The organism is Ferrovibrio sp., from assembly GCF_965278975.1.
Classification (GTDB): domain Bacteria; phylum Pseudomonadota; class Alphaproteobacteria; order Ferrovibrionales; family Ferrovibrionaceae; genus Ferrovibrio.
This window is the reverse complement of record NZ_OZ257126.1, coordinates 579,631-597,536: the sequence shown is the minus strand read 5'-3', so window position 1 is coordinate 597,536 and position 17,906 is coordinate 579,631. Positions and strand designations below refer to the sequence as shown.

19 protein-coding genes are annotated in these 17,906 nt (G+C 60.1%); 14 read left to right on the top strand and 5 right to left on the bottom strand.

What is annotated here, in order from left to right; all coding sequences use genetic code 11:
- The first annotated feature begins 9 nt into the window (after window positions 1-9).
- From ACQY7X_RS02850 to ACQY7X_RS02830, 5 genes are read left to right on the top strand one after another with little or no spacing between them, the layout of a single operon-like run.
- Complete coding sequence (locus ACQY7X_RS02850; protein ID WP_428248336.1) at window positions 10-1,113, top strand: ABC transporter substrate-binding protein; 1,104 nt, start codon at window positions 10-12, stop codon at window positions 1,111-1,113.
- Between the two features lie 30 nt (window positions 1,114-1,143).
- Complete coding sequence (locus tag ACQY7X_RS02845) at window positions 1,144-1,923, top strand: ABC transporter ATP-binding protein (protein ID WP_428248335.1); 780 nt, start codon at window positions 1,144-1,146, stop codon at window positions 1,921-1,923.
- Between the two features lie 12 nt (window positions 1,924-1,935).
- Window positions 1,936-2,733 carry an ABC transporter permease gene (locus tag ACQY7X_RS02840; protein WP_428248334.1) on the top strand — a complete coding sequence of 266 codons (798 nt, stop codon included), beginning with the start codon at window positions 1,936-1,938 and terminating at the stop codon, window positions 2,731-2,733.
- Complete coding sequence (locus ACQY7X_RS02835; protein ID WP_428248333.1) at window positions 2,730-3,527, top strand: IclR family transcriptional regulator; 798 nt, start codon at window positions 2,730-2,732, stop codon at window positions 3,525-3,527. The genes ACQY7X_RS02840 and ACQY7X_RS02835 overlap by 4 nt, the downstream gene beginning before the upstream one ends.
- 27 nt (window positions 3,528-3,554) lie before the next feature.
- Window positions 3,555-4,172 carry a flavin reductase family protein gene (locus ACQY7X_RS02830; RefSeq protein WP_428248332.1) on the top strand — a complete coding sequence of 206 codons (618 nt, stop codon included), beginning with the start codon at window positions 3,555-3,557 and terminating at the stop codon, window positions 4,170-4,172.
- Window positions 4,173-4,397: 225 nt separating this feature from the next.
- On the opposite strand, the gene ACQY7X_RS02825 is transcribed toward ACQY7X_RS02830, so the two are convergent.
- Genes ACQY7X_RS02825 through ACQY7X_RS02805 form a run of 5 tightly spaced genes read right to left on the bottom strand, consistent with a single transcriptional unit; the run spans window position 4,398 to window position 9,428 of the window.
- The gene (locus ACQY7X_RS02825) at window positions 4,398-6,719 is read right to left on the bottom strand and encodes a molybdopterin cofactor-binding domain-containing protein (protein ID WP_428248331.1); all 2,322 of its coding nucleotides are present in this window, start codon (window positions 6,717-6,719) and stop codon (window positions 4,398-4,400) included.
- A gap of 3 nt (window positions 6,720-6,722) precedes the next feature.
- Entirely contained in the window at window positions 6,723-7,217 is a 495-nt protein-coding gene (locus ACQY7X_RS02820; RefSeq protein WP_428248330.1) for a (2Fe-2S)-binding protein, read from the bottom strand.
- Window positions 7,210-8,085, bottom strand: a complete 876-nt coding sequence (locus ACQY7X_RS02815; RefSeq protein ID WP_428248329.1) for an FAD binding domain-containing protein — start codon at window positions 8,083-8,085, stop codon at window positions 7,210-7,212. The genes ACQY7X_RS02820 and ACQY7X_RS02815 overlap by 8 nt, the downstream gene beginning before the upstream one ends.
- Before the next feature lie 21 nt (window positions 8,086-8,106).
- Window positions 8,107-8,745, bottom strand: coding sequence for an SRPBCC family protein (locus tag ACQY7X_RS02810; protein ID WP_428248328.1), 639 nt, complete (start codon window positions 8,743-8,745; stop codon window positions 8,107-8,109).
- A 26-nt stretch (window positions 8,746-8,771) separates the two neighbouring features.
- A complete protein-coding gene (locus ACQY7X_RS02805) occupies window positions 8,772-9,428 on the bottom strand; it encodes a GntR family transcriptional regulator (protein WP_428248327.1) in 657 nt (218 codons plus the stop codon).
- Between the two features lie 179 nt (window positions 9,429-9,607).
- Between ACQY7X_RS02805 and ACQY7X_RS02800 the strand changes: the two genes are divergently transcribed.
- The 9 genes from ACQY7X_RS02800 to ACQY7X_RS02760 all read left to right on the top strand — a co-directional run bounded on the left by ACQY7X_RS02800 (window position 9,608) and on the right by ACQY7X_RS02760 (window position 17,906).
- On the top strand, window positions 9,608-10,852 hold the full coding sequence (locus ACQY7X_RS02800; RefSeq protein ID WP_428248326.1) for an ABC transporter substrate-binding protein: 1,245 nt from the start codon (window positions 9,608-9,610) through the stop codon (window positions 10,850-10,852).
- Window positions 10,853-10,899: 47 nt separating this feature from the next.
- Window positions 10,900-11,763: a branched-chain amino acid ABC transporter permease gene (locus ACQY7X_RS02795; protein ID WP_341983238.1), complete on the top strand. Its 864-nt coding sequence runs from the start codon at window positions 10,900-10,902 to the stop codon at window positions 11,761-11,763.
- Window positions 11,760-12,707: a branched-chain amino acid ABC transporter permease gene (locus ACQY7X_RS02790; protein WP_428248325.1), complete on the top strand. Its 948-nt coding sequence runs from the start codon at window positions 11,760-11,762 to the stop codon at window positions 12,705-12,707. Before ACQY7X_RS02795 ends, ACQY7X_RS02790 begins: the two co-directional genes overlap by 4 nt.
- Window positions 12,704-13,447: an ABC transporter ATP-binding protein gene (locus ACQY7X_RS02785; protein WP_428248324.1), complete on the top strand. Its 744-nt coding sequence runs from the start codon at window positions 12,704-12,706 to the stop codon at window positions 13,445-13,447. Before ACQY7X_RS02790 ends, ACQY7X_RS02785 begins: the two co-directional genes overlap by 4 nt.
- Window positions 13,437-14,153: an ABC transporter ATP-binding protein gene (locus ACQY7X_RS02780; protein WP_428248323.1), complete on the top strand. Its 717-nt coding sequence runs from the start codon at window positions 13,437-13,439 to the stop codon at window positions 14,151-14,153. Before ACQY7X_RS02785 ends, ACQY7X_RS02780 begins: the two co-directional genes overlap by 11 nt.
- Before the next feature lie 13 nt (window positions 14,154-14,166).
- Entirely contained in the window at window positions 14,167-14,946 is a 780-nt protein-coding gene (locus tag ACQY7X_RS02775) for an alpha/beta fold hydrolase (protein ID WP_428248322.1), read from the top strand.
- 347 nt (window positions 14,947-15,293) lie between these two features.
- Window positions 15,294-15,926 carry a GntR family transcriptional regulator gene (locus ACQY7X_RS02770; protein ID WP_428248321.1) on the top strand — a complete coding sequence of 211 codons (633 nt, stop codon included), beginning with the start codon at window positions 15,294-15,296 and terminating at the stop codon, window positions 15,924-15,926.
- Between the two features lie 45 nt (window positions 15,927-15,971).
- Window positions 15,972-17,078 carry an ABC transporter substrate-binding protein gene (locus ACQY7X_RS02765; RefSeq protein WP_428248320.1) on the top strand — a complete coding sequence of 369 codons (1,107 nt, stop codon included), beginning with the start codon at window positions 15,972-15,974 and terminating at the stop codon, window positions 17,076-17,078.
- 39 nt (window positions 17,079-17,117) lie between these two features.
- Entirely contained in the window at window positions 17,118-17,906 is a 789-nt protein-coding gene (locus tag ACQY7X_RS02760; protein WP_428248319.1) for an ABC transporter permease, read from the top strand.

Genomic DNA, 17,906 nt, shown 5'->3' with positions numbered 1-17,906 from the left:
GAGGGGTTTATGCAAGTTTCTCAAGGCGTATCTCGCTGTTTTAATATCCTTCGGACCGCCCTGATCGGTGCTGCGGTCCTGGTTCCGGCACTTGCCGCACAACCTGCTGTCGCAAAAGACAAATTTGTCTTTGCATGGCCGTCGGCCCTGAACACCGGCACCGCCAATTTCACCTTCGGCAAGGCTCTGGGTTTCTTCGATGAGGAGAATATCGACGCCGAGATCATCGTCCTGACCGGCTCGGGCGTCATCATTCCCCAGCTGCTGGCAGGTACGGTTCATTCAGCCTATGCAAGCCTGGAGCCGTTGCCGATTTCGCGTCAGGAGGGCAAGCCGAACTTCCCGCTGCGCTTCGTCTATAATTTCTTGCCGCGCTCCATCTGGGAGATGGCGGTGCTGGAAGACAGCCCGATCAAGAAGATGGGTGATTTCGGCGGCAAGACGATCGGCTTCGTGTCGCTGACCTCGGGCAATATCGCGATGACCCAGGCGATGGCGCAGAGTGAAGGTGTTAACTGGAACACGGTCCAAAAGATTGCCGCTGGCTCTGGCGTCCCGGCTTTCGAGGCGCTGCGCCGCAAGTCCATCGATGGCCTGAACCTGTGGGACACCGCCCATGTATCGCTTGAGCTGACGGGCACTAAGATCCGCCGCATCCCGTTCCCGAAGGAATACCAGAATCTTTCCAGCCATGGCTTCCCGGTTTCCGAGGAACTGCTGAAGAAGAACCCGGGCCTTGTCGCCCGCTTCGGTCGGGCGATGTCTAAGGCGGCAATTGCCTGCAACGCCAATCTGGAAGGCTGCATCTTGTCATTCTGGCGGCAGTATCCCGAACTGAAGCCGACTACTGGCTCGGATGCCGACAACATGAAGAGGGAGGTCGAGGTAATGAAGCCTCGCATGGCCAACCTTCTCGCCGGTCGGAACGAGACCAACATGGGTGCCTTCACGGACGAGGATTGGACGCTCCTCATAAATGCCCTGAAGGTCGGTGGTTTGATCGAGAAGGATGCAAAAATCCCGCTCAACACCCTCTACACGAACGAGTTTGTTGCCGAGTACAACAAATTTGACCGTGCGGCGGTCATCAGCAAGGCTAAAGCCTACAAGTAAGTCCAGCACTAGATGTGAGACCAGGTAGTCATGCAAAGCCCCGACGTTGTCTTGAACATCCAGAATATGTCCGTTGTCTACGAGACAACGCGGGGACCGCTTACTGCGCTTTCCAAGTTAGATTTGCAGGTGAGGAAAGGTGAATTCGTCGCTGTCCTGGGTCCCTCAGGATGCGGCAAATCCACCCTTCTCAAGGTGGTGAGTGGTCTGCTGGGTATTGCTGAAGGCGAAGTAACGGTTTCGGGCCAGAAGATCGTAGGTCCACGCAAGGACGTCGGTATTGTCTTCCAGCAGCCGACGCTGCTGCCCTGGAAGACAGTCCGCGAAAACGTGCTGGTACCCATTCGCGCACAGCGTCTGCCGAAAGCCCAGTATGAGGCCGAAGCTGATCGTTTGTTGAACCTGGTCGGCCTTGGCAATTTTGGCGGCTATCTTCCCCACGAATTGTCCGGTGGCATGCAGCAGCGTGCCGGTATCGCTCGCGGTCTCATTCACGACCCAGCCGTCCTGCTGATGGACGAGCCGTTTGCAGCTCTCGACGCACTGACCCGTGAGCGTATGACCGATGAACTGCAATCCATCTGGATGGAGACCAAAAAGACCGTGGTCTTCATTACCCATTCAATCCAAGAGGCCGTCTATTTAGCCGACAAGGTCGTTGTTCTGTCTGGGCGTCCGGGCACCAAGGTGCTGGAATTGGATGTCAACCTGGAACGTCCGCGAACTCTCGACACCATGGCCAGCCCTCGATTCTCTGAAGTCGCGAACAGGCTTCGTGAGATGTTCGGCGCCGGGAAGAGGAATCTGTAAGGCAGCATGAAAATGAAGAAGCTCAAGGGTCGTTTCATCTCCGCTCTGTCGCTCATCGTCTTCTTGCTGTTCTGGCATTACGGCACGGTACTGTTCGGCGTGCCTGCCTACCTGCTGCCCGGCCCCTATGCGGTGCTGCAGTCCGCAATCAAGCTGTATTCAACCGGACTGATCTTCCCGCATATCGGCATTACCGTGACCGAGATGATGGTGGGGTATGCCTGTGGATGCCTGGTTGCTTTCCTGCTTGCTTCCCTGGTTGCCGAATTCGAAATTGTTGAACAGATCGTCGTTCCTTATGTCATTGGCTTCCAGTCGATGCCCAAGGTAGCTCTGGCGCCAATCCTGCTCGTGTGGTTCGGTTTCGGGCTGGCCTCCAAGGTTATCCTCGTTGCGTTGATCTGCTTTTTCCCGGTCTTCGTAAACACGCTGTCCGGTCTGCGCGCGACCAATTCCGATCTGCTCGATCTCTACAAGGCGTTCTCGGCCCCACGCTGGCTGGTATATTGGGATGTGAAGCTGCCCGGTGCCGCTAATTCCATTTTCGCCGGCCTGCAGATTGCCATCGTGCTGGGACTGATCGGCGCTGTCGTCGGCGAGTTCGTCGCGGCCAAACAGGGCCTTGGGTATCTGATCCAGGCATCGTCCATGAATTTTGACGTGGGCACCATGTTCACCAGCGTGTTCACACTTTCGATGATTGGCATCATTGGGCACATCATTATTCGCGCGATACAGAGTCGGGTTATATACTGGGACGGGAATCGGCAGGCGGGCCGAGCATTGCAACCTCCAGTGGAAAATGCATGACAACCAACCAGTCCCTATCGCGCGGGCTGCACATCCTCGATGTCGTCAGCAACAACGGACCCGAAATCGGGGTTCGGGAATTGTCACGCCTCATGGATCTCGACAAGAGCATTGTGTCGCGACTTATCAACACGCTGGCCGAACAGGGGTTCCTTGAACAGAACCCGGTAACGCGGCGTTATCGGGTCGGAGCGCGTGCCTTTCAGGTCGGTCAGCGCTACACGCAGAGCAACCCGCTCTACAGTGTGGCCTATGACGAACTGCATCGGCTTGCCGAGGAAGAGCATTTGAATGTCTACCTCGGCGTTCGAAGCGATACCGCTCTCCTGTATCTGTGCAGTATCCAGGGTTCGCAGCCGTCTGTCTTCCGCATCAATACGGGTGCGACGGGTCACCTGCATACCACAAGCGCAGGCAAGGTTCTTCTTGCGGCCCTGCAGGACGAGGCGCTGGAAAAGGTGATGCAGAAGATGGTGCTGCCGCGCCTGACGCCATACAGCATTACAGAGCCTGCTAAACTCATCGCCGATATCAAGAAGATTCGCGAGCGGGGATATGCGATTTCCGATGAAGAAAACCTTGTCGGCATTCTTGCCGTCGGCGCGCCCATCCGGAATGCGCCCGGCGAAGTGATTGCCGCTATCAGTGCGGCCGTCGGGAAGGGAAAAACCCACGATGACTCGCACAAGCATCTGGCAGAACTCGTCGAACGGACCGCTGCGCTCATTTCGACGAAGCTCGGCGCCTATCCAGGCTCGGCGTTCGTGCCCGTAGAGAAGGAAGTCGCGGTCTAGGTCGGTTCCGCATTAAGGGGATGGGAAATGGAGATCATACCTGACGGCATCGAGCCACAGGAGCTCTATAAGCTTCTGACTGGAATCGTGGTGCCACGTCCCATTGCCTGGGTTTCCACCCTGGGGCCCGGAGGCATTGTAAATCTTGCCCCCTTCAGCTGCTTCACCTTTGTCTCGTCGAAGCCGCCGATGGTGGGAATCAACGTCGGCCTGCGCAGTGGTCAGCGTAAGGACACGTCGCTCAATATCGAGGCCAACAAGGATTTCGTGGTCAACATCGGCGACGAAACAATGATCGAGGCCATTCATAAGAGCGCCATCGACTATCCGCCTGATGTCAGCGAGGTTGATCTGCTGGGCTTCAGTGTCAAGCCAAGCCAGAAAATCAAGACGCCATATCTGGCAGAAACGCCAATCAGCCTGGAATGCAAGTTCGTGCGCAGCATCGAATTCGGCGAAACCGGCGCGGAATTCATCGTCGGTGAGGTGGTTGTTTTCCACATCCGTGATGGTCTGTGCGAGTCCAACAAAATCGATACGGCGCTGCTGCGGCCGGTATGTCGGATTGGCGGGCCGAACTACGCCGTGCTGGGCGAAATACTTTCCATGCGCCATGTGGGCGATGTTCGCACTGGGCCAGGCTGAATCCCGTCTAGATGGCAAAGCCAATTTCAGTGACGAGTACAAGCGGGACGCGGTGCGTCAGATCACTGCCTGTTAGCATGGAAGGTGGGGCAGAGAATACCTAGCCCAGACTGCGTACGCAGCCATTTCTCTGCGCGGTGCACAGGCAAGATATGTCTAGCGTTTTATCTGGCCGAAAAGCTTCGCTGCCAGAAGGCCCGCCAGTGTTCGGTGCGCAAAGCTGCCTCAGGGGCGCTCCACCAGGGCGAGGATTTCCTCAGGCGCCAGGGGATGCTTTGCGATCCGGGCATCAAATGGGGCCAGCGCATTTTCGACAGCCGCGATCACGGCGGCTGCGGCCGGAATCGTGCCGCCTTCGCCAGCGCCCTTGATGCCGAGCGGATTGTTGGTGGCTGGGCTTTCAAGGTGATGAATTTCGATGCGTGGCATCTCGGTGGCGATGGGCAGCAGGTATTCGCCGTAATTGGTGGTCAGTGGCTGGCCGCTCTCGTCGTAGACCATGCGCTCGAATAGCGCGTTGCCGATGCCATGCACCACGCCGCCGATGATCTGGCCATCCACCAGGCGTGGATTGATCAGACGACCGCAATCATGCGCCACAACATAGCGCAGGATGCGTACGGCACCGGTTTCGATGTCCACTTCCACTTCGCAGACATTGGCGCCATTGGCGAAGGTGAGCTGCTTGGCATCGAAATAGGCCGTGGCGCTCAGGCCCGGATCCATGCCCTTATGCGTTGGGATGCCCGGCATCCCGTTGAGCTTGGTGGCTATTGCGCCAAGCGGTATCGAAGGGCCCGGCACGCCTTTCACTTTCACCGACCCGGCGACGATCTCGAGATCGGCCTCGGCCGCTTCCAGCATATCGGCAGCAACGCGCAGTGCCTTGTCGCGTACCTGCACGGATGCAAGATGCACCGAAGAGCCGGCAGTGACGGCCACGCGGCTGGCTATGGTGCCGATGCCGAGCGGGAATTTGCCGGTATCGGCCTGTTCGACACTGACATGCTCCAGGGGGACCCCCAGCATGTCGGCGCAAATCTGCGCCAGCACGGTGGCGTGGCCCTGGCCCTGGCTGGCGGCGCCGGTCTCCACCTGCACGCGGCCGGTGGGCAGCACGCGCACGGTGGCGCCTTCGAAGGGAGCAAGCCCGGTATCCTCGACGCAGCTGGCGATCCCAAGGCCAAGATAGCGGCCTTCGGCGCGGGCCCTGGCCTGGCGCTCGGGGAAACCGGCGGCATCGATCTTGTCCAGCGCCAGATTCAGCGTGGCGTGAAAATCGCCGCTGTCATACTGCACGGGCGAGCCATCGCGCGCCTTCATGCCGGTGACATAGGGCATCTGTTCGCTGCGCACAAAGCTGCGCCGGCGCACTTCCTCAGGCGGCAGCTTCAATTCATGTGCCACGCGATCAGCCAGGCGTTCCAGCACGAAGCAGGCATTCGGTCGGCCGGCACCGCGCACCGGCGTGTTCGGCACCATGTTGGTGTAGACCGCGTTCAAGGTCAGATCGAGCGCCTGCAACGCATAGGGGCCGGGGAAAGAACCAATGGTGGTGGCGGGCAGCACCAGGCCATAGGGCACATAGGCACCGTTATCATGCAGGCAGGTGCCGCGCACGGCAAGCAGACGGCCATCGGCGGCGGCGGCCACTTCCACGTCCCAATACTGGTCACGCTGTTGTGTCGTGGCGACAAAATGCTCGCGACGATCCTCGATCCATTTCACCGGCCGCCCGGCTTTCATCGCGGCCAGCATCAGCGCCGCTTCTTCGGCATAGAAAGCTGCCTTGGGGCCGAAGCCGCCACCGACATCCGGCGCAATGACACGCAATTCGTTTTCCTCGCGGCCAAGATAGGCAGCCAGGAAGCGGCGCACCAGGTAGGGCGATTGCGAAGAGGTGTAGAGCGTCATCTGTCCGCTCAGCACATCGCTGTTGGCGATCACGCCACGGCATTCCATGGAATGGCAGCCGCCGCGATGCATCTCAATCCGCTCGCGGAAAACATGCGGTGCAGTGGCAAACACCGCCGCCGCATCACCAAAGGCCCCGCGCATCACCGCCACAACGTTATCCGGCGAATCCTGATGCACCTTCACTGCATCGGGGCCAACCGCGGCGCGGCAATCAGCCACCGCCGGCAATGGCTCATAATCCACCACCACCAGCGCAGCGGCATCTTCGGCTTGGGCGCGGGTTTCGGCCAGCACGATGGCAATGGCCTCGCCGGCATGGCAGACCTCGCCCTGCGCCAGCGGGTGATAGGTATGTGATTGTTTCAGGATCGGCGCCGGCAGGGTTTGCGGCAGCGGGCCCTGCGCCAGACCGGCGAAATCAGCCATGGTGTAGATCGCAGCAATGCCGGGCAGCACCCGTGCCGCTTCCGTGTCGATGCTCCTGATCAGGGCGTGGGCATGCATCGAACGCACGAACGCTGCCTGCAGGCAGTGCGGCGGATGGATGTCATCGACATAGCGGCCCTTGCCGGTGAGCAGGCGCGGATCTTCCAGACGGTGAACCTTGCTGCCGAAATAGCGCACGCCCATGACTTAGGCCCTTCCACGCAGCTGTGCTGCCGCATCCAGGGCAGCATCAACAATACCCTGATAACCGGTGCAGCGGCAGATATTGCCGGAGATTGCATCGCGTATCGCAGCCTCATCGGCATCCGGCTGATCCTGCAGCAGGGCCTTCAGGGTCATCAGCATGCCGGGTGTGCAGAAGCCGCATTGCAGGCCGTGATGCTCGCGGAAGGCTTCCTGCAGGGGATGCAAGCTGCCGTCAGCCGCGGCCAGGCCTTCCACAGTCTCCACTTCGGCGCCATCGGCCTGTACTGCCAGCATCAGGCAGGCGCGGGCCGGCACACCATCAACAACGACGCTGCACGCACCGCAGACGCCGTGCTCGCAGCCGACATGAGTGCCGGTCAGCAGCAATTCGTGGCGCAGGAAATCGGCCAGGCTCAGTCGCGGCTCGACGCTGCGCTCATAGCTGGTACCGTTGATCGCCACGCTTATGCGGCGAGGGGTGATGGCGTCAGACATGGCGGGCCTCCCGGGCACGCTTGGCGGCCTGTTCCAGGGCGCGGCGGGTCATCACGCCGGCCAGTTTCTGGCGATAGACACTGGTGATATGGGCATCGGACAAGGCATCGATCTTGCTGGCTTCTGCAGCTGCCGCCGCGAAGCTTCCGGCATTCGCCTTCTGGCCAAGCAGCGCGGTTTCCACTGCGCGCAGCCGCATCGGCTGAATATCGACACCAACGAGCACAATGGCGGCGCGCGTGATCACATCCTGCGCATCAACTGCCAGCAGAACACCGGCACCAACAATGGCAAAATCACCGTGCCGGCGTGCGAATTCCACGAAACCATAGCCATGCGGCTCACTCCAGGGCTTCATGGCGATGCGGGTCAACACTTCGTCAGGTGCCAGGTTCGGCATCATGAAGCCCAGGCCCCATTCCTGCATCGCTGCCTGGCGTTCGCCGCCAGGGCCCAGAATGGTCAACTGGCCATCATAGAGTGCCACGATGCCGGGCTGCTCGGCAGCCGGATCGAGATGGCACAAGCTGCCGCCGATAGTGCCGCGGCTACGGGTTTGGATATGGCCCACCCAGTCGAGCGCCTCGGTCAATACCGGACAATGCTGTTGCACCAAAGGGTCGCGCTGCAGGCTGCGCTGCCGCGTCATGGCGCCAATGCTCAACTGGCCATCGGTGTAGCGCGTACCGGCAAGTTCCGGCAGGCGATTGAGGTCGATCACATGATCCGCGATCACATAGCGCATGTTCAGCATCGGCATCAGCGACTGGCCGCCAGCAAGCAGCTTGCTGTTTTCTAAACGACCGAGCAGGCCGACTAGATCATCCAGGCTGCGTGGATCGTGGTAGGCGAAGGGGGCTGGTTTCATGGAGTGCTGAACTCTCTCGTATCAGCCGCGGCCGAACCAGCGGGCCACCATGGCGCGCAGAGCGGCCCAGACCAGGCTGAGGCCTGAAACGGCCTGTACGGGTGGTGGGGGCATGGCAGCAACAGGGGGGGGCGGTGCTGAAGCTGCACCTGGCATGGCTGCGGACGCAGGAGCAGGTTCTGCCGCCGGAGCCGGGGGGGCGGATTGTTCTGCAGCAATCGACGCCTGCAGATTGCGTGCGAATTGCTGGGTGAGCTGATTAGCGATTTCCTTGATCAGACCGGCGCCGCGCCCATACTGCGCCACGGCGCCGACCAATTGCAGGTCGGTTATGGCAACAACCTTGGTGCCTGCGGCATCAGGGCTGAGCTGGAAGCGCACGGTAGCAGAAGCATTACCACGGCCTTTGCCCTCGGCACCACGCGCCACCACCGATGCGGTATGGGCCTGATTGTCAATATCCCGCAGTTCGGCTTCGCCGGCGAAGCTCAGCTCGATCGGGCCTACCTTCACCTTGGCACGGCCCTTGTAGCGGTTGTCGCCCAGTACATCCGTGAGTTCTGCGCCGGGCAAGCAGGGTGCAATGCGGCGCACATCAAGCAAAAGTGGCCAAGCCTGCTCGGGCGGCATTGGCACAACGAAAGAGACATCGAATTGCATTGGACTACCGGCGCAAACGGGAAGATTCAGGGAATGACAGCAGCCTGTTCCAGCGATTTCAACACGCGTTTGACGCCGAACTCGATATGCTTCTGCAGCAGCCGTGCCGCCAGGCGGCCATCGCGTGCCTGCAAGGCATCGATGATCGCGGCATGTTCGGCGATCAGGCTTTCGGTGTTGCGTTCGGCCAGAGTAGAGATGCTCATCACCACCAAGCGGTCGAACTGCTCGATCACGGATCGCCCCGTCTCGGCTATCCGCCGGTTGCTGCACAGCTCGACCACGGCGCAATGGAATTCGCGATTATAGGTGACGAAATCGCCGCCGCCCCAGGCCGCCAGGCTGCGGAAGCGGTCCAGCGTTTTCAGATCGGATTCCGAAGCATTGGCCGCCACATCTGGCGCTGCCGCCTGTTCCAGCACCATGCGCAGGCCAAACAGGTCGCGCGCATCCGACACGGAAATCGGCGCTACCCGGTAGCCCTTGCGCGGCGCCACCAGCACTAGGCGTTCGGCTTCCAGGCGCATCAAGGCGTCGCGGATCGGTGATTTGCTGATCGCGAAACGCTCCGCCAGTTCGGCTTCGTGCAGATTGGCGCCTGGCGCCAGGGTGCAGGATAATATCTCGGCGCGCAGGCGCTGATATATCTCCTCACGGCGGAGGTGTGTGGTCTCGATATTCATGAGCCTATTATAGCTGTGATATATCACCGATCAAGTCAAAAACTTAACTCCAGCCATTGGCCCAGTAAATCAACGAATATTTCCTAAAAAAGCAGCAATTTATCATTCGATAATAAAAGTATCTTGCCGGATGTTTTGTTTCTTGATATATCAATCCTACAATGAAATTGGGAGGAAATATGTTACATCGTCGCCAACTTGCGGCCCTCGCGGCAGCGACACTGATTGGCGCGACAGCTTTCTCCGGCGCCGTGCAGGCGCAGGAAGCGGTCCGCGTCGGCTTCCTCACGGTGAATTCCGGCGCGCTCGCTGCCGGCGGCCGCCAGATGGAAGAGGGTATCAAGCTGTTCCTCAAGGAGCGAAATGGCCGTTTGGCCGGTCGGCAGATCGAGCTGATCGTTGCCGATACCGCCGGCGTTCCCGCCAATACCCGTTCCAAGACCCAGGAACTGGTGGAGCGCAACAAGGTGCATGTGGTGATCGGCCCGCTTGCCGCTTTCGAGGCGCTGGCGATCAATGACTATATCCAGCAGGCGCAGGTGCCGATCATCTCGCCGTCGGCAGCAGCCGAGGATCTGACCCAGCGCCGGCTTAATCCCTGGTTCGTGCGCGCGGTATCCACATCGGCTCAGCCGGTGCATGCCCTGGCTGATTATGCGGCCAAGACCCTGGGCTATAAGCGCATTGCCATCATCGCCGACGATTTCGCCTTCGGTCATGAAATGTCGGCCGGCTTCCAGCGCGTGTTCGAGGAGAACGGTGGCAAGGTGGTGCAGAAGCTGTGGCCGCCGCTGAACGTGGCCGACTACGGCTCCTATATTGCCCAGATCAACACGAAGGTGGATGCGGTGTTCGCCGGCTTTGCCGGTGCCAACGGCTTGCGCTTCCTCAAGCAGTATAATGAATACGGCATGAAGGGCCGCATCCCGGTGCTGGGTCACATGACCACGGTGGACGAAGGCATCTTGAAGAACATGGGCGATGAGGCGCTCGGGGTGATTTCCGCCGGCTGGTACAGTGCCGCGCTGGAAAGCCCGGCCAATGCCAAGTTCGTCGCTGCGGTACGCGGCGAGTACAAGGCCGATCCGGGTTACTACACCATGGGTGCCTATCTCGCCGGCATCTTCCTGGAAAAAGCGATGGAGAAGGTGCAGGGCAAGATCGAGGACAAGGACGCCTTCATGAAGGCGCTGCGTAGCCTCGATCTGCCGGAAACCCCGCTGGGCCCGGTGAAGATCGACCAGTATGGCAACCCTGTGTTCAACACCTATATCCGCAAGGTGGAGAAGGGTGCGAACGGCCTGACCAACAAGGTGATCCATACCTACGCCGGCACCACGCAGTTCTGGAGCTATGACCCGGCAGCCTTCCTGGCCAACCCGGTCTATTCCCGTGAATGGCCGCCGGCGAAGAATCTCGAGTGATCTCTGTCCGTCAATCGTAACCTGTTGCTGTGAAGTAAGGCCCGCCCATGCCGCTAGCTTTCTGGCTGATCCAGAGCCTGAATGCCCTTGCCTTGGGCGGGCTGCTTTTCTTGCTCTCTTCCGGCTTCTCGCTGATCTTTGGCCTCATGCGCATCGCCAATCTGACGCATGGTGCCTATTTCATGCTCGGAGCCTATGTCGGTCTCTCGGCATTGCGTGCCGGCCTGGGCTTTCCGCTCGCCATTCTTGCCGGCGGCGCCACCATCGCGGTCGTTGGCGGCCTGGTTGAGCGCTTTATTCTGCGCCGGCTGGCCAGTCGCACGCTGGCCCAGGTGCTGGTGACACTCGGACTCTCTTTCGTCATCGCCGATCTCTGCCTGATGCTGTGGACCGGAGATCCGATGCAATTGCCTGTGCCGCCTTACCTTTCGCAGCCGGTGCGGCTCGGCAATTTTGTCTTTCCTGGATATCGTATCTTCGTTGTGGTGCTGTCGTTGCTGGTGGCGTTCCTGCTCTGGCTCTTACTGGAACGTACGCGGCTTGGCGCCATGGTACGCGCCGGCGTTGACGATATGGAGATGGCGCGTGCTGTCGGCATTCCGGTGCCACGCCTGTTCACCATCGTCTTCTGTCTTGGCTGCGGCCTTGCCGGCATGGGTGGTGTGCTTGGTGGTCCGATCCTGTCGGTTTATCCCGGCCTGGATGGCGAGATGCTGCCGCTGGCCTTGGTAGTGGTCATCCTCGGTGGCATCGGCAGCCTGGCCGGTGCCTTTGTCGGCAGTTTCATCACCGGTTTCATCTACACCTTTGGCCAGGCATTGCTGCCGGGCCTTGCCTATATGATCCTGTTCCTGCCAATGATCCTGATTCTGATGCTGCGCCCGAGCGGCCTGTTCGGAGCCAAGCAATGATGCGCATGCTGCCCTGGCTGCTTGGCGCCGTGGCGCTGGCTGTGCCGCTGATGATCGGCCAGGCTTTCTATATCAATGTCGCCAGCCAGATTCTGATCGCGGCAATATTCGCGTCCAGCCTGAATATCCTGGTTGGCTATGCCGGCCTGACTTCGCTTGGCCATGCTGCCTATCTCGGTACCGCCGCCTATCTGGTGGCATGGCTCAATACGCAAGGCGGCTTTGGCCATCTGTCGGCGGTGTTGCTGGCGCTGGGCGGCACCACGCTGATGGCCGCGCTGTTCGGCCTGATGGCGCTGCGTGCCACCGGAATCGCGTTCCTGATGATCACCTTGGCCCTCGGCCAGACGTTGTGGGGTGTTGCCTATCGCTGGGTCACGGTAACGGGTGGTGACAATGGCTTGCCTGGCCTGCAGCGCCCGATGCCTTTCGGCATCGCTCTGACAAATCCGGTCGCCTTCTATCTTTTCACGGCGATAGTCTTCCTGCTTGCCATTGGCTGCATCGCCGTGTTCGCGCGCTCGGGGCTTGGTACCAGTCTGGTCGGCAGCCGCGACCAGCCGCGCCGCATGCGCATGCTGGGGCACAATGTCTGGCTGGTGCAGTGGCTGGCCTTCGTCTTTGCCGGATTCTGGGCGGCGGTGGCCGGCGTGGTTTTCGTCTATTACCACCAGTATATCAGTCCCCATGCCCTTGGGCTGCCGGCCTCGGCAGAAACCCTGCTGATGGTGATCGCCGGTGGGGCCGGCACGTTGTTCGGCCCGCTGGTTGGCGCCTTCATCGTCGTGGCGCTGAAAATGGTGGTGAGCGCCTATGTCACCCGCTGGGTGATGCTGCTGGGTATCGTGTTCGTCGTCATCGTCATCTTCATGCCGGAAGGTGTGGTGCCTGGTCTGGATCGCCTGCGCCGCCGCCTGCTGCCCGGCGCCAGGAACGCGCCATGACCGCGCCCGCTCTCAAGATCACCGGCCTGCGCAAGCGTTTCGGCGGTCTGCCCGCCGTGGATGGTGTCGATCTCACCATTCCGATTGGCGACCGTCGCCTGCTGCTGGGGCCGAATGGTGCCGGCAAGACCACGCTGTTCAACCTGATCACCGGCGATATCAAGCCGACCTCTGGCCGTGTAGAGTTGTTCGGTGAGGATATAACCGGAGCCGCGCCTTACCGCTGCGCCCATCGCGGCCTTGCCCGCACCTACCAGATACTCACCCTGTTTCCTAACAACACCTTGCGGGAGAATGTCTATCTCTCCCTGCTTGGGCTTTCACCGCTGCGGCTCAATCCCATTGCCAGCATGCACCGGCGCCGTGAGTTCGCGGCGCGCGCTGAAGCCGCGCTGGAGCAAGTGGGCCTGCATCGCTTGGCCGACCGGAAATTGTCGGAAACCGCCTATGGCGAGAAGCGTCGCCTGGAAATCGCTCTTGCACTGGCACAGCAGCCCCGGCTGCTGCTGCTTGATGAACCGCTGGCGGGCCTCTCGCGCGAGGAGCGCAGCGAGGTGCAGGCGCTGGTGCGGGACATCCCAGCCGATATCACCGTGGTGCTGATCGAACATGACATGGATATCGCGCTGTCCTTGGCCCGATCGATCACCGTGATGTATTACGGCCAAGTGATCGCTGAGGGAGATCGCGCCAGCATTACCGCGCACCCGCGGGTGCGGGAGGTGTATTTTGCCGACTGACGCGCTGCAGCTCCAGGCCATCAACACATATTACGCCGATAGCCGTGCACTGCATGATGTGTCGTTGACGCTGCAGTCCGGCGAAGTTCTGGTTTTGCTGGGCCGCAATGGCGCCGGTAAGACCACAACGATGCATTCAATCATCGGCTTCACACCGCCCCGGGATGGTGAGGTGCTGCTGTTCGGCGAGAGCCTGCGCGGCCTGCCGCCGGAAGTGGTGGCGCGGCGTGGCGTGGGGTTGGTGCCGCAGGGACGGCGCATCTTCCGCAGCCTCAGCGTGATGGAAAATCTGCGTGTTGCGGAGCGGCCCGGCCCGCAAGGCAAGGCATCATGGGATGTGGCGCGGGTATTCGATCTGTTTCCACGCTTGCGCGAGCGCAAAGCCCAGGCCGCCGGCTCGATGTCAGGTGGCGAACAGCAGATGCTGGCCATTGCCCGCGCGCTGATGGGTAATCCGCGCGTGGTGTTGTTCGATGAACCATCGGAAGGTCTGGCACCGCAGATTGTCGAGGAAGTTGGCGACATCCTGCGCCGGCTGAAGACCGAGGGTCTTTCGATCATCCTGGTGGAACAGAATACCCGTTTCGCACTCGCGCTGGCTGATCATGTGGCGATTCTCAACACCGGCCGAGTGGTTTTCGATGGCACTCCCGCCGCCCTTGCTGCCGATCCAAATCTGATTGCCGCCAATCTCGGCGTACATTGAGGACGTAACCGTTATGCAAAAGCTCACCAGCCGCGATGGCAAACTTACTGCTGTACAGACCGGTGCCGGCCCTGATCTGCTGATCCTGCATTCGCTGCTCACGGATCACACCGCCTTCGATCCGGTATTGCCGAAGCTTGCCGAGAAGTTCCGCGTCACCCTGGTGAATCTGCCCGGTTTCCATGGATCAGCGCCGATCCCGGCCGGCATCGATGGCTATGCCGATCGCATTGCAACCGTGTTTGACGATTTCGCTCTTGGCCAGGATTGTGTCGTCATGGGCAATGGCTTTGGCGGCACCGTGGCGGTTGCGATGGCGCTGCGCCATGGCGCGCGCTTCGGCAAGATGGTGCTCAGCGACGTGGCGGCGGGCTTCCCGGAGCAGGGCAAGGTGGCGTTTCGCGTCATGGCTGAGAAAGTCGGCAGCGAAGGCCTGGGTGGAATTGTCGATATCGCTGCGCGCCGGGTATTCCATGATGCCTATTTGGCAAAGCATCCTGAAGCCTTTGAAGAGCGTCGCCAGGTGCTGCTCGGCATCGACCCGCAAGCCTTTATTGCTGCCTGCCAATCGCTGATTGCCTGCGATCTGGTGCCGCAGCTTGGCAGCATCGGTAACGCCAGCCTGGTGGTGGTGGGTGAGCTTGATGCCGCCACCCCGCCGGTTCTGTGCCGTCAGCTCGCGGCCGGCATACCAGGCGCTTGGCTTACCGAGATTCCACAATGCGGCCATTGTCCGCCGCTGGAAATGCCGGACGTCTTCATCGAGACGGTGAGAGGCTTCTTGGCGCTCTGACTGCGATCCGCCGGGATCGTGGTTTGGGGCGTGGGCCGCCAAAGCTGTAGGCACATCTTGAGCCGTATCAGCTTCCTGGCGGGGGCCTGAATTTTAAGCAGATGTTTTTTTATGCGATTGGGGTGGGAAATCATGCCGGATTTCTGCCGCTTTCATCGCGTTCGGATGAGCCATTGAAGACCATTCTAATATTTCGATTTGACTAAATAACGGCTCTCTGATATTTCACAAATAGAGGGCGCATCTCCTTTTGGTTGAGTTTTCAGCCAAAATACAGGGAATAAACTGAGCTTATGTCGCTAAAGGTGGTAGTAAGCGTCAATCAAGATATTTCACAGCAAGGGTCTTTGCTGCGAGAGACGGTTTATGCCCGCCTGCGTTACGAGGTTCTTTCCTGTCAGCTTGCCCCAGGTGAGTCGCTGCGGGAGCAGGAGCTGGCGGCGCGCTACGAAGTCAGCAAGCAGCCGGTGCGGGAAGCCCTGTTGCGGCTGGAGCGTGAGCGGCTGGTGACGGTGCTGCCGCGTCAGGGCTATCGCGTCAATCCTATCTCGCTTTCCGATGCCCGCGATCTCTGCCGTTTCCGCGAAGCCCTGGAGCCAATCTGCGCCAGCGAGGCGGCTCGGCAGGCAAGCGATGAAGAATTGGCGGCGCTGGAGGCCTTTCGCAGCTTCAGCGGCGATAGCTCCGCCTTCACCGCCTATAACCGGCATTTTCACTGCGCCATCGCCGATGCCTCGGGCTCAGCGCGAATGGCAGCGACCGTGCGCGAACTGGTGGAGCAGGCCGAGCGGCTGGTGCTGGTAAGCCTGCAGTCGGTGAAGGGGCGGAACAACTCGCTGCTGGTTGCCGAGCATGGCGACATCGTCGATGCCCTGCTTGCGCGCAATGGGCGCCTGGCCGCCAACCTGCTGCGCGACCATGTTGTGCGGGCCAATGCCCGCATTCTCGAATCACTGTCTCGTTTCCCGGTGGTGCCGTGATGCCGCCGGTGTTTTCTGTCGCTGCCTAGGAGATCCGGGGGGATCATGATGCAACACACTGTCCGTACTCATTTCACCATTGCATCATGCCTGCGCGCCGTCGTGATTGCCGGCCTGTCGCTGCTGCCGCTGGCAGCGCATGCGCAGGAAAAGATCAAGATGGGCACACCGGCCCGGGTCAATATCGGCTATTCGCCCTTTCTACTCGCGCGTGACATGGGCTATTTCCAGCAGGAAGGCCTTGACGTCGAAATCATCGAATTTCTCGGCACTTCGGTACTAATACCGCAGGTGGCGAACAAGGGTGTGGATATCGGCTTTCCTGGCGCTGACGCGGTGATCATCAGCCGCCAGCCCGGCCGGGACTACATGCCGGTGCGTTTCTTCTACAATGTAACGCGCAAGAATCCCTGGGATTTCGTGGTGCCGGATGACAGCCCGATCAAGCGGGTTGAGGACCTGCGTGGCAAGAAGATCGGTGTTGGTGCACTGGCCAACGGCAATGTGCCGATTGCCCGCTCGATGTTCCGTGAGATGAAAATGGAGGCCGGTCGCGATTATGAGTTCGTGCCGACCGGCGTTGGTGCTCCGGCGATCCGCGCCATGACCACGGGCCAGATTGATGTATTCAATGGCTTCGATGCGACCATCGCTTTCCTGGCCAATGCCGGCATCAAGCTGCGCTATCTGCAGCAGCCGCCAAAATACACCAACTTGATCTCCAACGGCATGATGACGCACGAGGATACGATCAAGAACCGGCCTGAAATGCTTGGCAAGTTCGGCCGTGCCGTCGCAAAGGCGATCCTGGCCTGCGAGGCCGATATCCCGCATTGCATCCGTTCTGCCTGGAAGCAGTATCCGTCACTCAAGCCGCAGGACAAGACCGACGAACAAGCCCTGGCCGAGGCGATCCCGACGGTGACCAAGCGCATGGAGTCGATGCTCACCTTCGCCGATCCGAAGGCGCCGCGCCGCTTTGGCGAGTACCAGCCGCAGATGTGGCAGGATTATATCGACGTGCTCTATGACGGCGGCGAGATCACCAGCAAGCAGGTTGACGTTGCGTCGCTCTATACCAACCAGTTTGTCGATGCCATCAACGCCTTCGATCCCGCCAAGGTTCTGGCCGATGTGAAGGCTCGTCGTTGATACGGACAGGTTTGAGCGCCAAGCGCTGAGGAGAGGGATATGCTGCGTCGCAATCTGGCTAATGTAGTCTATCCGATGATCACCCTGGTGGTGCTGATCATCATCTGGACGGTGTCGATCCGGCTGTTCAAGGTGCCGAATTACATTCTGCCGGAACCGATGGCGGTGCTGCGCCAGCTGCACAAGGGCTACATCCTCGGGGATTACTGGCCACATGTGCTCTTCACACTGCAGAATACCGCGATTGGTTATTTCTTCGGCTGCAGCATTGCCATCGTGTTTGGTGCGCTGCTGGCGGAATCGCGCAATTTCGATCGTTTCGTCTATCCCTTCATCATTGCTCTGCAATCAATGCCGAAGGTCGCATTGGCGCCGTTGATCATCGTCTGGTTCGGCTTCGGCATGTTGTCGAAAGTGGTGATGGTGGCGCTGATCTGTTTCTTCCCGCTGTTCATCAACACCAGCGTCGGCATAAAGCAGACTCCGCAGCCGCTGATAGACATGATGAAGGTATTTTCCGCTTCGCGGCTGGAAATTTTCTTCCGTCTCAAACTGCGCGCTGCGATGGGCCATATCTTTGCCGGCCTGCAGATCGGCGTGGTGCTCAGCCTTATCGGTGCTGTAGTGGCGGAGTTTGTCGCTTCGACCAAGGGCCTGGGCTACCTGGTCTCCACGTCGCAGGCGAATTTCGATGTTGCAACCATGTTTGCCGCCCTGGTTGGCCTGATCGCCATTGGCATCACCGGCACGCAATTAGTCCGGCTGTTCCACGGCATTGTGGTGTTCTGGGAAAGCAACAGCAGCGGCGAAACCGTGGTTTCCGAGTAG

Excerpts from the sequence above, each read along its gene's own strand:
- ACQY7X_RS02845 (WP_428248335.1), top strand. The coding sequence starts at position 1,144 with ATGCAAAGCCCCGACGTTGTCTTGAACATCCAGAATATGTCCGTTGTC.
- ACQY7X_RS02835 (WP_428248333.1), top strand. The coding sequence starts at position 2,730 with ATGACAACCAACCAGTCCCTATCGCGCGGGCTGCACATCCTCGATGTC.
- ACQY7X_RS02815 (WP_428248329.1), bottom strand. The coding sequence starts at position 8,085 with ATGAAACCAGCCCCCTTCGCCTACCACGATCCACGCAGCCTGGATGAT.
- ACQY7X_RS02775 (WP_428248322.1), top strand. The coding sequence starts at position 14,167 with ATGCAAAAGCTCACCAGCCGCGATGGCAAACTTACTGCTGTACAGACC.
- ACQY7X_RS02795 (WP_341983238.1), top strand. The coding sequence starts at position 10,900 with ATGCCGCTAGCTTTCTGGCTGATCCAGAGCCTGAATGCCCTTGCCTTG.
- ACQY7X_RS02830 (WP_428248332.1), top strand. The coding sequence starts at position 3,555 with ATGGAGATCATACCTGACGGCATCGAGCCACAGGAGCTCTATAAGCTT.
- ACQY7X_RS02800 (WP_428248326.1), top strand. The coding sequence starts at position 9,608 with ATGTTACATCGTCGCCAACTTGCGGCCCTCGCGGCAGCGACACTGATT.
- ACQY7X_RS02850 (WP_428248336.1), top strand. The coding sequence starts at position 10 with ATGCAAGTTTCTCAAGGCGTATCTCGCTGTTTTAATATCCTTCGGACC.
- ACQY7X_RS02820 (WP_428248330.1), bottom strand. The coding sequence starts at position 7,217 with ATGTCTGACGCCATCACCCCTCGCCGCATAAGCGTGGCGATCAACGGT.
- ACQY7X_RS02825 (WP_428248331.1), bottom strand. The coding sequence starts at position 6,719 with ATGGGCGTGCGCTATTTCGGCAGCAAGGTTCACCGTCTGGAAGATCCG.
- ACQY7X_RS02765 (WP_428248320.1), top strand. The coding sequence starts at position 15,972 with ATGATGCAACACACTGTCCGTACTCATTTCACCATTGCATCATGCCTG.
- ACQY7X_RS02790 (WP_428248325.1), top strand. The coding sequence starts at position 11,760 with ATGATGCGCATGCTGCCCTGGCTGCTTGGCGCCGTGGCGCTGGCTGTG.
- ACQY7X_RS02810 (WP_428248328.1), bottom strand. The coding sequence starts at position 8,745 with ATGCAATTCGATGTCTCTTTCGTTGTGCCAATGCCGCCCGAGCAGGCT.
- ACQY7X_RS02760 (WP_428248319.1), top strand. The coding sequence starts at position 17,118 with ATGCTGCGTCGCAATCTGGCTAATGTAGTCTATCCGATGATCACCCTG.
- ACQY7X_RS02840 (WP_428248334.1), top strand. The coding sequence starts at position 1,936 with ATGAAGAAGCTCAAGGGTCGTTTCATCTCCGCTCTGTCGCTCATCGTC.
- ACQY7X_RS02805 (WP_428248327.1), bottom strand. The coding sequence starts at position 9,428 with ATGAATATCGAGACCACACACCTCCGCCGTGAGGAGATATATCAGCGC.
- ACQY7X_RS02785 (WP_428248324.1), top strand. The coding sequence starts at position 12,704 with ATGACCGCGCCCGCTCTCAAGATCACCGGCCTGCGCAAGCGTTTCGGC.